Here is a 12,779-nt window from a genome sequence, read left to right as displayed (position 1 = left end):
TTAACGTATCATTCAGATTAACGGCTGATTAGCCGATCATGCGTTCGCAGTTGGCCACTTGCTCGTTAAACACCACGGTTTGCGCGCGTTTAAAAAAGTTAAAGTCGGTTGCGGTTGCACTGGTGTAGGCACCCATCATACGACCGATGATCAAATCACCGTTGTCCAGTTTAGGCAGCATGATGTTTTCTGCAATCACATCAATACTGTCGCAAGTCGGGCCGGCGAGCACACTTGGTGCACACTCGTCACCTTGTTTCAGAGTCACCAGCGGGTACTGGGCATCATCAAAGATCAGTCCGCTGAACGAACCATAAACACCGTCATCCAGGTAGTACCAGGTCTGACCATCGCGCTCTGCCTGACCCATCACTGAAGCCACGCTCATCATCGACTGCGCGACAATAAAACGACCCGGTTCTGCGATCACTTGTACGGTTTCTGGCAGCAGGCTCAGCGCTTCGTTGATCGGCACACAGAACTGATCAATCGGCATGACTTGTTTGGTGTAGTTCACCGGAAAACCACCGCCGATATCCAGCGTACTCAGTGCTGGCAGGCCACGTTCAACTGCCTGTTCCATCACCACTCGGCAAGTATTGATCGCTTCCACATATTTTTGCGGGTTCATGGTTTGAGAACCTACATGGAATGACAAACCTTTAATGTGGATATTCCACTCTTTCGCCGTTTCGATGATGGTCAGCGCCTGCTCAGGAGTACAACCGAATTTCTTCGACAGGTCAGCAAAGGCTTCAGAGTTACGGAAACTCAGACGCACCAGCAGTTCAACCTGATCATTGTAAGCTTTGAATTTTGCCAGCTCATTGAGGTTATCCACTACGAACACGTTACAGCCGTACGCCAGTGCGTCACGGATGTCGGCATCGCGTTTGATCGGGTGCGTGTGAATCGTGCGTTCTGCCGGTACGCCTTCCTGCGCCACCAACTCAACTTCGCCACTGGTTGCCAGGTCAAAACTCGCGCCTTCTTGCAGCAGTGTTCTGACCACCGCTGGGTGCGGCAGTGGTTTCAGTGCAAAGTGAAGAGTCACGTTTGGCAGCGCATTACTCAGGGCACGGTATTGCTGACGGATAATATCGCAATCCAGCATCAGTAATGGCGCACCAAACTGCTCAACAGACGTTTCGATCAGTTGAACGTCATCAGCAGACAGAGCCTGAGAAGTGAAAGATTGAAAATTAAGAACAGAACGAGAACTAGCCATGGCAAACCTCCAATGTGGTTATGACACTTTTCACCTGGTGTTAGCGTGATGATGAAAAGTGGAGCGTCAATAAAAGCGCGTAAATGCGCTGTCAAAGTCACTCTTGGATAGTTGCTCTATCGCCTTGCCACAAAACAGACTGTGATGTACTCGGATTGGCTATCATCAAGAAGCGAGGCGATAATAGGGTCATAAGAAACTCAGCGCAATAAAAAATGCGCCTTTGAAAGCAAAAGGTTTTTGTGGTTAAGATTCGATTTATTAATCGTTATTTGCCGCCTCAATTTCAGGGTTTTATGCACAAGAATTGAGGTTAAATTCGCGCCGCTGAGAACTCATCATATACATCGCACCAATAACCTGTTAAAACGCTGTTAGAGCTATCAATGATTTAACGTTTAACCGCCACAGCAGGCAGGCCGGTGTGGTGAGTAAGATAAAAATTCAGCGCCTTTTTAACCAGCAGTGAACTTAAATCCTCATGTCCGAGATCGTAACTACTTCGAATCCATCCCAGTCCGTTCCGGTAAATATCGGCTTTATTCTGCAGCCCCACTTTTCTCTGATGGCGTTTACCGCTGCGATGGATGCCTTGATTACGGCGAACCTGGTGCACGAACGTCCGCTGTACCAGATTCATACCTTTGGTATAGATTCGCGCAAGGTGCTGAGTGACATCGGCATCGACATCGCAACCGATGCAACGGTGGAATCACTGAACCTGCACAATCGCGGATCGATGGACTGGCTGTTCGTTTGCGGCGGCTATCGCTGTGATACGGCCTCAGCCGATGAACTGACTTACTGCCTCAAAGCGGCGTACAACCAGCAGATCAATCTCGGCAGTATCTGGAACGGCACCATTGCCCTCGCCCATGCGCAGGCCATCGATGAAGATGTGGTTTCAGCGGTGCATCCCAACAGTCACCACTACATTCGTACCACCTTTCCAAACCTGAAATTGGCCACTCACACCTACGAGGTAAGCGAGCACAGCGCGAGCTGCTCCGGTCCTAACAGCGCGATGGAAATGATGCTGAATATGATTGAAGGTCAATTTGACCGTCAGTTAGTGCGGGCAATTCGCGAAATCCTCAGCTGCGATCAGGCTTCGGAAGGTCGTCAGGCGATCCTGCATGGCTCCGCACCTGAGCCGGCCGCACCAGTACAATCTCGTCCAGCGGCTTTACAGGAAGCCATCTCACTGATGGAATCAAATATTGAAGAGCCGCTGACCCCGGAAGAACTGGCACGCTGTCTGGCGATGTCGCGCCGTCAGCTGGAACGTTTGTTCCAGACCCACCTCGATACTTCGCCATCGCGTTACTACCTCAAATTGCGCCTTGCGTTTGCCCATAAGCAGCTGGAAGAGAGCCGCGAATCGATTATTCAGGTGGGTCTCGGCTGCGGTTTCGTCAGCAGCAGCCACTTCAGTAACTGCTTTAAAGATCACTTTGGTTATTCACCCACTCAGCTCAGACAAGGCCTCAGCCGCAAGCACTAATACTTAGGTTACACTGCCACCAATACAAAAGCCCCCGCATCACTGCGGGGGCTTGCGTTAGCCGCTCCGGTCACATCAACTCTAGCCAAATCAACACTGGTCATTCACGCTAAGCGAATCGCGGCGGATTACTCCGTAGTCGCACTCTGATCCCGGCTGCTGGAGTAAATAAAATAGAGCGCGATGCCAAGGCACACCACCGCCGCCAGGCGATAAGGTGAAAACGCCATTTCACTATTGTTCATCCAGCCAAAATTATCAATCAGCAGGCTCATCAGCAGCTGACCAAAAATCACCGCAACCGTGGCAACCGCCACGCCGATGCGCTGCACCGCCAGCACCATAATCACAATATACGGCACGCCGCACATCGCTCCGAGCAGTTGCCATTTCGGTACATCCAGCAAGGTCACACTGTGTTTCGGCTCAAAGTAGAAGATCAGCAGCGCTGTGACTAAAGCACCGATAGAAAAAGTGAGAAACGCGCAGCGAAACACACCGACTTTGTTACCAAGCTGGCCATTAATCGCAGCCTGAATACTCAGTAACGCGCCGCCCAGCACCGCCATCACAATCATTAACAGGGTCATAGTGTCTCCTTAGCTTTTGGCAATCAGCAGCAGTGCCGCCACGATAAACAGAAGAGCAATCAAACGCTTGCGGTCAATTTTACGATGCGGCGTCCCCAGCAGACCGAAATGGTCAATGATCAGGCTTTTTGATACCTGACCGGCTAAGATGCCAATCATGGTCATCGCGATCCCAATCACCGGCGTGGTCATAGTCAGGATCACCACATAACCGGTCCCCAGAATACCACCCAGCAACTGCCACGAAGGCTGCTCAAAGAACGACGGACTGTTGCGCGGGCTAAAAAACAGCATCAACAAAAACGTCAGCGCCGCACCGACGCCAAAAATACTGAAAGTGGCCCACAGATGGCCGACCTGCTCCCCGAGCGGGCCGAGAATACCCGCCTCCACGGATAAACCCATCCCGCCGACAATCACGAGTAGGATTAACAATAACTGCATATAACAAGGCTCCTAATAAGTCAGGCGCGCATGATATAGTGGTGAATTAAAAAGAAAAACGACATAATATGGTAATCACCTTTGCAGAAGTTGCACAAATGAACCGAACCAATAACATTGATATCCGCGCATTACGGTTTTTTGTCAGCGTGTTTGATGCCCAGAACTTCTCTGTGGTCGCGCGGCGCGAAGATGTTTCTGCGTCCATGATCTCGCGCACGATTCATAATCTGGAAGATGCTCTCGGCCAGCAGTTGTTCTACCGCAATACCCGAGCGGTGGTACCAACCGAAGCCGGTAAACTGTTTTTTAGTTATGCCAAAACCGTGATTGAACAGCTTGATGAAGCGCAGGAACAGCTGCAGGATCGCGCAGCAGAGCCGTCCGGCTTAGTCCGGCTCAATGCGCCGGTATTTTTTGGTGAGCGTCATATCGCGCCCTGGTTGCAGCAGTTATCTGAACGCTACCCCAATTTGGCGATAGACTTGACCCTGACCGATGAATATATCGATCCGCTTAAAGACGGTACCGACATCATTTTTCGTATCGGTACGCTGACCGACTCGTCGTTTCACGCCCGCATTCTCGGCAATCAGCGCTACCATCTGGCGGCGTCTCCCGCCTATATCGCTAAATACGGCATGCCGGATAGCGGTCACGCTCTGCAGCAGCATCGCTGCCTGGTATACAAAGGTTTTGAAGGGGCCAACCGCTGGTACCTGCGCCAAACAGATGCTGACTGGGTGCACTACCCAATTACACCATCTCTGAGTTCCAACAATGCCCAAAGCCTGCTGACTGCCGCACTGGATGGCATGGGAATCGTCTTGTTCCCAGACTGGCTGATTGGACAGGAATTGCAGCAAGGCAAACTGATCAAAATCATGCCCGACTATGACGCTGCTATTAATACTCAGCCCCAGCATATAGCGGCTATCTATCCGCATGTCCGTCATCCACCGCTTAATATTCGCGCGGTAATTGATTATTTTACCCAGATATACGGCAATCCCTTATACTGGCAGCCATAATTAACAACTGGGTAGCGCACTATTTGCATGTCTTTTGTTACCCTGAACTAAAGCGAGGCTCGTTATGTTAATCACTTTCCGATGTAAAGCGTACGCCAACGTCACCATGTTTGGCTCCGTAGGGCTGCAAATGATCAAAATGATGGGTCATAGTGGCACGGTGCCGGGTGCCATTGGAGCTGACGATATCCCCCATGCCCTTGATTTGCTCAAATTGGCCATTACGGCAGAGAAAAAACGGGAAGATCAGAATGATTCAGAGCAGGATGATGACGATAAACGTGACGATCCGCCGGTCAGTATCTCCCATCGCGCCCTGCCGCTGGTCGATATGCTCAATGCTGCCATCAGTGCAGAATGTGGCATCATGTGGGATAGCGAGTAATCAAGGTTTGACCAATAAGTGACAACGTCACTAAAATTACGCCTATTGGGCGTTTATAATGCGACTTAGCGTTGAAAAATCAACATGCTGCCTTTACCCACTGCCTTTATTTGCGCGGCGTGAGCCAGTAGAATACTAAAGATATACAGCAAACCGAGAACAACATGGCAAAACTGACACTCCAAGAGCAAATGCTGAAAGCAGGCTTGGTTAATGAAAAGAAGCTGAAAAAAGCAAAGAAAGGCTCAAAAAAATCACGTGTTCAGGCACGTGAAGTAAAAGAAGCGGTTGAAGAGAACAAGCGCCAGCAGCTTGAGCGCGATAAAGCACTCAGCGCACAGCAAAATGAACAGCGCCAGAACAAAGAGATTCAGGCGCAGATCAAACAGCTGATCGCGATGAACAAGCTTGATCTGGGTAATGGTGACATCAAGTATAACTTCACCGACGGCACGTTGGTGAAATCACTCTACGTTGAGTCACTGGTGCGTGAACAGCTAAGCAAAGGCATCCTGGCGATTGCCCGCTTTGAAGAAGGTTACGCCGTGATCCCAAGCGTGGTAGCCAACAAAATCGCCCAGCGCGATGAGCAAGCTATCATCGATCAGAAAGAGCCGGAATCGGACGCGATCGACGAAGACGATCCGTACGCCGACTTCGTGGTGCCGGATGACCTGATGTGGTAATCCGTCCGCGGCTTGCCTGAACTGACGATGGTTCATCTCCGCAAGTCGCCCCGCTCCCATGCCCCGGCGTGGGAGCGACTATCTTCCCCCTATCCATCATCAACGAGCAATCACCAGTGGCAAAACGTACTCCAGTAATTGAAATAACGTCCTTCGGGATTTACTCCCATTGGGACGCGAAAGCCAAAGAGCTGCCGAGAATCAAAGAGTTCACTCAGGTCGTCACTGCCGAGGAAGATGTCGAATTTGGTTTTATCGTCAATATCAAAAAGGCCAAAGGCGAGCTGCTGCAGTTTTGCATCCATCATCCCGGCATCATCAATAAAAAAGGCCAGGTATTGGCCCCGTTTGACGGTGAAGTGTACGTTCGCAGCAATGACTGGGATTTCTACCTGGGCGATACCATCCAATTGCTGTGCCCGGTGAACGGCCTGGAAAGCAATCTCGGTGAATGGCGCATGACGCTGGAAATGCAAGGCAGAACCATCGCCGAGAAGACGTTCAAAGTAGTAGGACGTGATGAGGGGCAGTTCTGGAAGTCGAGAGGGTTTTAGTACCCTTCATCCGGGCGAACTTATAAATGTTCCAATCAAAGTGTGTAGTCAGTAAGTGCCAAACGGATATGCGCCGATCTCCACGGCTCTTTGGCCTGAATATCGGAACCAGAGACTATGAGTCATATCAGCCGATTCGATTTCAGCAGGCAGATTGAGCCTCAATTGTTCCTCCTGAGATAACGACCTTGGCCATAATGAATCATCATTCCCACAAAACTTAAACACAACAACCGAATCGATTACTGCTCAATGAGGATGGCAACGCCACTCGTTAGTCTTTAACCCTGACACGTTTGTTATACCGTGCTCCGATGCTCCTTGCAGGAAGTTCTTTATCAATTGCGATAGTCCCGTATAATCGCGGCCAAATTACACCACACCAATCATCAGTGAGTTGCACATGTCCAAACTATTTTTCAAAGGTCGAATCGATGCTAGGCAGAACCACGTCATTTCAGGCTACAACGTAAAACGTGATGTAAAAGCAGGCACTGAAGAAGCTCCAATCAATATTGTCGTCCCAACTGAAGCTCGTAAGGCAGAGATCGAAGCATTAGTTTCTGAGCACGCTATTGTGGCCCATATTGCCGTAGACTCAGAGCAACCAGAGAACACCGTTGAGCTTGATACACTATTAAGCAAGCCTCAAACGATTACCTATGAAAAAACACCGAACCGTAATGAAGCGTGCATTTGCGGAAGCGGGAAAAAGTACAAAAAGTGCTGTGCCTAAGCGCTCGCTAGTGACACCAAAAACCGTCTTCTGACGGTTTTTTTGTGCCTAGGCTAAACTGATAGAACAAATGGCAAGGATTCCCTTCTACTACCGAGGAACTGTTACTCGCTCTAACTTACTGACCCAAAAGGCACCGCAGTCGTACGAAGTCATCAGGATCACGGTGTTGCGAATTAGATTTAAAGCGCTTGTTATGCGTGCGCAACCTACCGGGCACACACTATTCACTTCCACTGGGCATCGTATCAAATTGCGGCAGGCCATCGTTTATGAAACCCACGTCCCAGCTTGCACGAGAACTGACATAGACATGAGCAGAAACCTTTGTATCTACAGGCTCTGACAGCAACCCCGCAGGAACCCAATACGACTTACCATCTGAACTGATATTGGGTACTGGACTACCGCATCGACAACAAAACTCAGATTTAAAACCAGAACTCGTAGAGAATGACCTAATTTGATGTTTGCCGGAGATCCATTTAAAACTAGATGAGTTAACTATCAACGCTGAATTTGATGAAGAGCCTGATACTTTGCGACACCTCATCACAAATTTTGACTGAGTTGTCCCGCCACGTTCAGCAACTGCGTCTTGGTGTGCTCAATATCCTCAATGTGATGATGTACCGTAATGGAGTTGAGTGTCATGTACGGCACCGTGATCACCGCCATCACCTCCCCTAGCACGCCGAAAATCGGTACGCTAATGTTGGTTACCCCGGAGATCTGCGGACTTTCGCCGATGTAAAAACCTTGTTCGACGGTCTTGTCGATGTGGCTCAGCGCGTGTGCCACTTCATCGGCTGTGGCGCGGGCTTTTTTGAGGATCTCTTTTCGCTGCTTTTCTTCACTGAAACTGAGTAGCACAATCCCCGATCCCGACGAGCAAACATCAATTTTCGAGCCCAAACGCAGGCTGAACCCCATTTTGTACGGGCTCTCTTCGCGGGCAATCACCAGCAGCTCACCATTTTTGTAGCTACACAAATGGCACGATTGATTGACCTTGTGACACAAGGCTTCCATCAGCGGGTTGGCGCGTTTGAGCATCTGCGCAAGCGGCGGGTGTTGGTTGGAGAGCGCGAACATCTTCAGTGTCAGCGAATAGCACGAAGTTTCGCTATCGTACTCAATGTATTGCCGCTCCATCAGAACCGACAACATACGAAAGATTTCATTAATACTGCGGTTCAGCTTTTCTGCGATCTGCTTTTTCGACAGTGGTTCCGACTGCTCAGCCAGCAGTTCGAGGATCTCAAGCCCCTTCTCTAACGCTGGCGCACGATATTCTGTTTTCTTATTGCTTTCCATAGGGATTCTTACTCAACACGACCACCTAAGAGTACTACATGCCGCCCGCGGCCGCTATTCGTGCGCCGCGCTTATCCGAAAGCAAGCACCCACAAAATGAGTGCTTGCTCCCGCGTTTATTTAATCAACCCCATCATTTCTGGTAGCGTCATGGAAATGGCCGGAATGTACGTAACCAAACCCAATACAAACACAATCACCAGGAAGAACGGCAGCAACGTTTTGATGACGTGGTCGATGCTGATCCCGCTGACTTTACAGCCGGTAAACAAAATCGGCCCAACCGGCGGGGTGATAGTGCCCAGCGACAGGTTAAACACCACCAAAATACCAAACTGCACAGGATCCATCCCCAAGCTGACACAAATCGGCAGGAAGATTGGCGTGAAAATCAGCACCGCTGGCGTTGGGTCCATAAACGTGCCGACAAACAGCAGCACCAGGTTGATGATCAGCAAAATGATGATCGGGTTGTCGGTCAGTGACATCAGCACATCGGCAATCATGCCCGGAATCTGCGTAAACGCCATTACCCACGACATAATCGAAGACGTTGCCAGCATGAAGATAACAATCGCCGACATCTTCGCAGTATTGAGGAAGATTTCTGGCAGCTTGCGTAACTCCAGCGCGCGATAGCAAAGGCTGAGAAACAGTGAGTAGACCACCGCAATCGCCGAGGCTTCCGTCGCGGTAAAGATACCGCCGAGAATCCCGCCAATCACCACGATGATGAGCGACAGACTCGGAATCGCATCCAAGGTCACTTTCATGCAGTCTTTCATCGTCATGGTGTTTTGGGCGATGTAACCGCGGCGTTTGGCCATAATGCCCGCCACAATCATCACGCCCAAGCCCCACAAAATGCCCGGTACATAACCGCCCATAAACAACGCCGAAACCGACACACTTCCCGCCACGGTCGCGTACACAATCAAAGTGTTGCTGGGTGGAATCAACATGCCCGTCGGAGCTGAGGCAATGTTCACCGCAGTGCTGAATGCCGTGTCGTAACCTTCTTTTTTTTGAATCGGAGACATGATGCCGCCGACCGCTGCGGCCGACGCCACGCCCGAGCCACTGATCGAGCCAAATAGCATGTTCGATACCACGTTGGTTTGTGCCAATGATCCTGGAAAGAAGCCGCTGATAATTTTGGAGAAGTTAATCAACCGTATAGCGATACCGCCGTTGTTCATAATGTTACCAGCGAGAATAAAGAACGGAATCGCCAGCAGGGCAAACGAATCCAAGCCGACAAACATCCGCTGCGCCGATGCCACCATCGCGCCCTGTCCCGGTAAAATCACCAGCATGGCCGCGAACGAGGAAATTCCGACGCTGATCGCAATTGGCGCGCCAATCACCAAAAAGAATATCACGCCACAAAACATAATCAGCGACGCTGTGAGAGCTAAATCCATCCTAGGCTCCTACGAGTTGGTCTGAATGAGTTGTTTGAGTCGAATCGACAGGTGCATTTCGTTGTAGAGGAAATAAAACACCATCAACGCGCCACTGATGGGAATCGCCGTATAAATCACGCCCATGGGAATTTGCAGCGCCGAGTCCATTTGCCACATTTGACGCACTGAACTGTTGTAACCGCCGATGATCATGATTGAAATCGCAAACACCACCGTAACCATCTCGATCAACATCTCCAGTACGATCTGGGTTTTCTCGGCAAATTTTTGTTTCACAAAACTGATGGCCATGTGCTCTTTGAGGCCAAACACATACGCTGATCCAAACAGAACCAACCAGATAAACAGGTAGCGCGACAGCACTTCACTCATCGCGCTCGGACTGTTAAACAGGTAGCGAACCACCACCTGATACGTCACCAAGAGCGTCATTGAGACCACGATAGTGATGCAGATCCACGACAGCAGTTTATCTACCCATTGTTTTAAGGTGTCGACTTTCTCAATCAAGTCGTGCTTTTGCTGTTCTGACATATTTTTTTACCCTGACAGGGCCGAAGCACACTCCGGCCCTCAAACGTTCAAACGGCTTATTGCATCGCGGCAATCTTCTCTAGCAGCGTTTTTTGTGCGGCAGTTTCCGCCAGATCGCTTTGCAGTTGCTGACAGCTTTGCTGGAATGGCGTAATGTCGACTTCCGTGAAGGTCGCCCCTTTAGAAGACGCTAATGCTTTCGCTTGTTCGATTTGCGCATTCCACAGTTTGAATTCGTTTGGTGTGCTCTCTTTGGCAAGTCGGCGCAGCGTCGCTTGGTCTTCTTTCGGCATGCTATTGATGAAGTGGCTGCTGATCACTACCAAATCCGGCACCATCAGGTGCCGCGTCGCGGTAAAGTAAGGCGCAACTTCGTACTGTTTCAGGTCGGCATAGGTGATTTCGTTGTTTTCCGCGCCATCCAACACTCCCTGCTGCACCGCGGTATACACTTCGCCTTGGCTCATCGGTACCCCCGTTCCACCCATGCAAGACAGCATTTTGATCATAGTATCGGACTGCATCACGCGGATTTTCTTACCTTTCATTTCGGCGATGGTTTCAGTCGGTGCGCCTTTGGTGTACATACTGCGCGCTCCTGCTGTGTACGCAGTCAGCACTTCAAAGCCATAACGCAGCGTCGAAGCAAACAGGTCGTCCAGTACGCCAGAGGTAAATACTTTTTCCTGATGCTCCGGGCCAGTGTAGACATACGGCATGCCGATCATGCGGAACGTTTTGTCGTAGTTTTCCACCAGCGGGTTCGCGACAACGGCCATTTGAATCGCACCGTTTTGCACCAGTTCTAGCGCCGCACGTTGATCGCCCAGCAGTTCGTTCGGATAAATCGTCAACTTGTAGCGGCCATCGGTTTCTTGGGTCAGTTTCTGACCGAACTCTTGCAGCGCCTGATATTGAGGGTGTTTGTCAGATTGGTTAAACGCCGCTTTGATTTCCGTTGCCGCAGACGCGAAACTAGAAAACCCTAAAGCAGATCCTACCACGGCAGCGAGTGTGGCAATTTTCAGTGATTTGTTCATCAGCATGTTGATTACTCCATGTAAGGTACAGTTATTGTTCTATATCTTGGTGTTGTTATGGGTGGTTAGCGGATGGTGTTCATATCCACAAAATCCATATCATCGAACGTCTGGTTTTCGCCCAGCATGCCCCACACAAAGCTGTAGTTTTGCGTGCCGCAACCGGAGTGAATCGACCAACTGGGTGACAGTACCAACTGCTTGTCGCGAACAACGATATGACGGGTTTCCTGTGGCTCTCCCATGAAATGGAAAACCACTTGCTGCGGTGCAACATTGAAATAGAGATAAGCTTCCATTCGGCGCTCATGTGTGTGCGCGGGCATGGTGTTCCACACGCTGCCCGGTTTGAGATGCGTTACGCCCAAGCACAACTGGCAGGTTGGCAGTACGTCGGGATGCAAGTATTGCGTGATGGTACGCGCGTTGGCGTTTTCGCTGTTACCCAGCTCCACATGGCGGGCTTGCCCACGCAAAATGGTGCGCGACGGGTACGTGTGATGCGCTGGCGCGCTCAGGCAATAAAGCGCTGCGGGCTCTGCGGGCTCAAGCGACATAAATTCCACATCTTGCTCGCCCATCCCCAAATAGAGAGCATCGAGGTGATTGAGCGTGTATTCCTGCGTCGCCGTTTTCACCGTCGCCGCACCACCAAAATTCACCACGCCCAACTCGCGGCGCTGCAAGAAGAACTCTACGCCAAAGGCTTTTGTATCGACAAAATCATTCAGTTTTAACGTGCGCTCAATCGGGCTGACGCCCATCGCCACCACGCGGTCAATGTGGCTATAAACCAATGTAATTTCGTCGTTTTTAAATAAATCTTCCGTCAGAAACTCCGCACGCAAGCGGTCGGTATCGTACGTTTTCGCATCCAAAGGATTGCTGTTGTAATTGGTGTGCATGGAAACCTCCTGGTGTTGGAATTAGCCTAACACTCATTCATATTTGATCAATACCGTTTAAATATGACAAGATATCATTTGTGATCGAATCGAACATAATTATTGAAACGGCGTTTATTTTTTTGAGGTGTAACAAAAAATGACCACTTGGTTAAGAAAACACCAACAGTTAAACCGGAACGACAGACACAAAAAAGGCCATCAATGGATGGCCTTTGGGGGGATGGTTTCAGGGCTAGGCACAATGCCTAAATTGCGGATATTGGGAATTATCCTTGGATGCTTGTTATACGAATTCTACCGCCAGTTCCTTTAAATCTATGTATTCAAGCAGCTCTGGTAATTCTTGGAACTGTTTCCAAAGCAAAAATGACTTGAATACTACACTACCCCCCCCA

The 12,779-nt window shown here is 50.0% G+C and carries 15 protein-coding genes; 6 read left to right on the top strand and 9 right to left on the bottom strand.

Annotated features, from left to right (window positions below; genetic code table 11):
• Window positions 1-28: 28 nt before the first annotated feature.
• The gene (locus J0X00_RS19065; protein ID WP_282477495.1) at window positions 29-1,228 is read right to left on the bottom strand and encodes a type III PLP-dependent enzyme; all 1,200 of its coding nucleotides are present in this window, start codon (window positions 1,226-1,228) and stop codon (window positions 29-31) included.
• Window positions 1,229-1,709: 481 nt separating this feature from the next.
• Here J0X00_RS19065 and J0X00_RS19060 point away from each other — a divergent pair, with 481 nt between their 5' ends.
• Window positions 1,710-2,732 (top strand): helix-turn-helix domain-containing protein, encoded by a 1,023-nt coding sequence (locus tag J0X00_RS19060; RefSeq protein WP_136486623.1) that lies wholly within the window; start codon window positions 1,710-1,712, stop codon window positions 2,730-2,732.
• Between the two features lie 128 nt (window positions 2,733-2,860).
• Here J0X00_RS19060 and J0X00_RS19055 read toward each other — a convergent pair whose 3' ends face one another.
• Window positions 2,861-3,322 carry a DMT family transporter gene (locus tag J0X00_RS19055; RefSeq protein WP_136486625.1) on the bottom strand — a complete coding sequence of 154 codons (462 nt, stop codon included), beginning with the start codon at window positions 3,320-3,322 and terminating at the stop codon, window positions 2,861-2,863.
• A gap of 9 nt (window positions 3,323-3,331) precedes the next feature.
• The gene (locus J0X00_RS19050; protein WP_136486627.1) at window positions 3,332-3,766 is read right to left on the bottom strand and encodes a DMT family transporter; all 435 of its coding nucleotides are present in this window, start codon (window positions 3,764-3,766) and stop codon (window positions 3,332-3,334) included.
• 98 nt (window positions 3,767-3,864) lie between these two features.
• Here J0X00_RS19050 and J0X00_RS19045 point away from each other — a divergent pair, with 98 nt between their 5' ends.
• The 5 genes from J0X00_RS19045 (at window position 3,865) to J0X00_RS19025 (ending at window position 7,158) form a co-directional block, all read left to right on the top strand.
• Window positions 3,865-4,797, top strand: coding sequence for a LysR family transcriptional regulator (locus J0X00_RS19045; protein WP_282477494.1), 933 nt, complete (start codon window positions 3,865-3,867; stop codon window positions 4,795-4,797).
• Window positions 4,798-4,861: 64 nt separating this feature from the next.
• Window positions 4,862-5,182, top strand: coding sequence for a DUF1840 domain-containing protein (locus J0X00_RS19040; protein ID WP_282477493.1), 321 nt, complete (start codon window positions 4,862-4,864; stop codon window positions 5,180-5,182).
• 164 nt (window positions 5,183-5,346) lie between these two features.
• Window positions 5,347-5,868, top strand: a complete 522-nt coding sequence (locus tag J0X00_RS19035) for a DUF2058 domain-containing protein (RefSeq protein ID WP_282477492.1) — start codon at window positions 5,347-5,349, stop codon at window positions 5,866-5,868.
• Window positions 5,869-5,984: 116 nt separating this feature from the next.
• Window positions 5,985-6,422: a DUF3859 domain-containing protein gene (locus J0X00_RS19030; RefSeq protein WP_282477491.1), complete on the top strand. Its 438-nt coding sequence runs from the start codon at window positions 5,985-5,987 to the stop codon at window positions 6,420-6,422.
• Between the two features lie 403 nt (window positions 6,423-6,825).
• Window positions 6,826-7,158, top strand: coding sequence for a PBPRA1643 family SWIM/SEC-C metal-binding motif protein (locus J0X00_RS19025; protein WP_136486638.1), 333 nt, complete (start codon window positions 6,826-6,828; stop codon window positions 7,156-7,158).
• 223 nt (window positions 7,159-7,381) lie between these two features.
• Here J0X00_RS19025 and J0X00_RS19020 read toward each other — a convergent pair whose 3' ends face one another.
• From J0X00_RS19020 to kduI, 6 genes are all read right to left on the bottom strand, one after another.
• Window positions 7,382-7,711, bottom strand: coding sequence for a GFA family protein (locus J0X00_RS19020; protein ID WP_282478323.1), 330 nt, complete (start codon window positions 7,709-7,711; stop codon window positions 7,382-7,384).
• Window positions 7,711-8,475, bottom strand: coding sequence for an IclR family transcriptional regulator (locus J0X00_RS19015; RefSeq protein WP_282477490.1), 765 nt, complete (start codon window positions 8,473-8,475; stop codon window positions 7,711-7,713). The genes J0X00_RS19020 and J0X00_RS19015 overlap by 1 nt, the downstream gene beginning before the upstream one ends.
• Window positions 8,476-8,591: 116 nt before the next feature.
• Entirely contained in the window at window positions 8,592-9,899 is a 1,308-nt protein-coding gene (locus J0X00_RS19010; protein ID WP_282477489.1) for a TRAP transporter large permease, read from the bottom strand.
• Between the two features lie 9 nt (window positions 9,900-9,908).
• Window positions 9,909-10,436 carry a TRAP transporter small permease gene (locus tag J0X00_RS19005; RefSeq protein ID WP_282477488.1) on the bottom strand — a complete coding sequence of 176 codons (528 nt, stop codon included), beginning with the start codon at window positions 10,434-10,436 and terminating at the stop codon, window positions 9,909-9,911.
• Window positions 10,437-10,492: 56 nt separating this feature from the next.
• A complete protein-coding gene (locus tag J0X00_RS19000) occupies window positions 10,493-11,482 on the bottom strand; it encodes a TRAP transporter substrate-binding protein (protein ID WP_282477487.1) in 990 nt (329 codons plus the stop codon).
• A 59-nt stretch (window positions 11,483-11,541) separates the two neighbouring features.
• Complete coding sequence (kduI, locus tag J0X00_RS18995) at window positions 11,542-12,381, bottom strand: 5-dehydro-4-deoxy-D-glucuronate isomerase (RefSeq protein ID WP_282477486.1); 840 nt, start codon at window positions 12,379-12,381, stop codon at window positions 11,542-11,544.
• Between the last annotated feature and the right edge of the window lie 398 nt (window positions 12,382-12,779).

The organism is Vibrio sp. ABG19 (assembly GCF_029962385.1).
In the GTDB taxonomy this organism is placed as follows: Bacteria; Pseudomonadota; Gammaproteobacteria; order Enterobacterales; family Vibrionaceae; genus Vibrio; species Vibrio ostreae.
The sequence above is the reverse complement of the archived record's forward strand: the minus strand, read 5'-3'. Positions and strand labels throughout refer to the sequence as shown.

Coding starts and splice junctions, on each gene's coding strand:
- J0X00_RS19015 (WP_282477490.1), bottom strand. CDS start 8,475: ATGGAAAGCAATAAGAAAACAGAATATCGTGCGCCAGCGTTAGAGAAG.
- J0X00_RS19065 (WP_282477495.1), bottom strand. CDS start 1,228: ATGGCTAGTTCTCGTTCTGTTCTTAATTTTCAATCTTTCACTTCTCAG.
- J0X00_RS19045 (WP_282477494.1), top strand. CDS start 3,865: ATGAACCGAACCAATAACATTGATATCCGCGCATTACGGTTTTTTGTC.
- J0X00_RS19025 (WP_136486638.1), top strand. CDS start 6,826: ATGTCCAAACTATTTTTCAAAGGTCGAATCGATGCTAGGCAGAACCAC.
- J0X00_RS19055 (WP_136486625.1), bottom strand. CDS start 3,322: ATGACCCTGTTAATGATTGTGATGGCGGTGCTGGGCGGCGCGTTACTG.
- J0X00_RS19035 (WP_282477492.1), top strand. CDS start 5,347: ATGGCAAAACTGACACTCCAAGAGCAAATGCTGAAAGCAGGCTTGGTT.
- kduI (WP_282477486.1), bottom strand. CDS start 12,381: ATGCACACCAATTACAACAGCAATCCTTTGGATGCGAAAACGTACGAT.
- J0X00_RS19010 (WP_282477489.1), bottom strand. CDS start 9,899: ATGGATTTAGCTCTCACAGCGTCGCTGATTATGTTTTGTGGCGTGATA.
- J0X00_RS19060 (WP_136486623.1), top strand. CDS start 1,710: ATGTCCGAGATCGTAACTACTTCGAATCCATCCCAGTCCGTTCCGGTA.
- J0X00_RS19020 (WP_282478323.1), bottom strand. CDS start 7,711: ATGAGGTGTCGCAAAGTATCAGGCTCTTCATCAAATTCAGCGTTGATA.
- J0X00_RS19000 (WP_282477487.1), bottom strand. CDS start 11,482: ATGCTGATGAACAAATCACTGAAAATTGCCACACTCGCTGCCGTGGTA.
- J0X00_RS19040 (WP_282477493.1), top strand. CDS start 4,862: ATGTTAATCACTTTCCGATGTAAAGCGTACGCCAACGTCACCATGTTT.
- J0X00_RS19050 (WP_136486627.1), bottom strand. CDS start 3,766: ATGCAGTTATTGTTAATCCTACTCGTGATTGTCGGCGGGATGGGTTTA.
- J0X00_RS19005 (WP_282477488.1), bottom strand. CDS start 10,436: ATGTCAGAACAGCAAAAGCACGACTTGATTGAGAAAGTCGACACCTTA.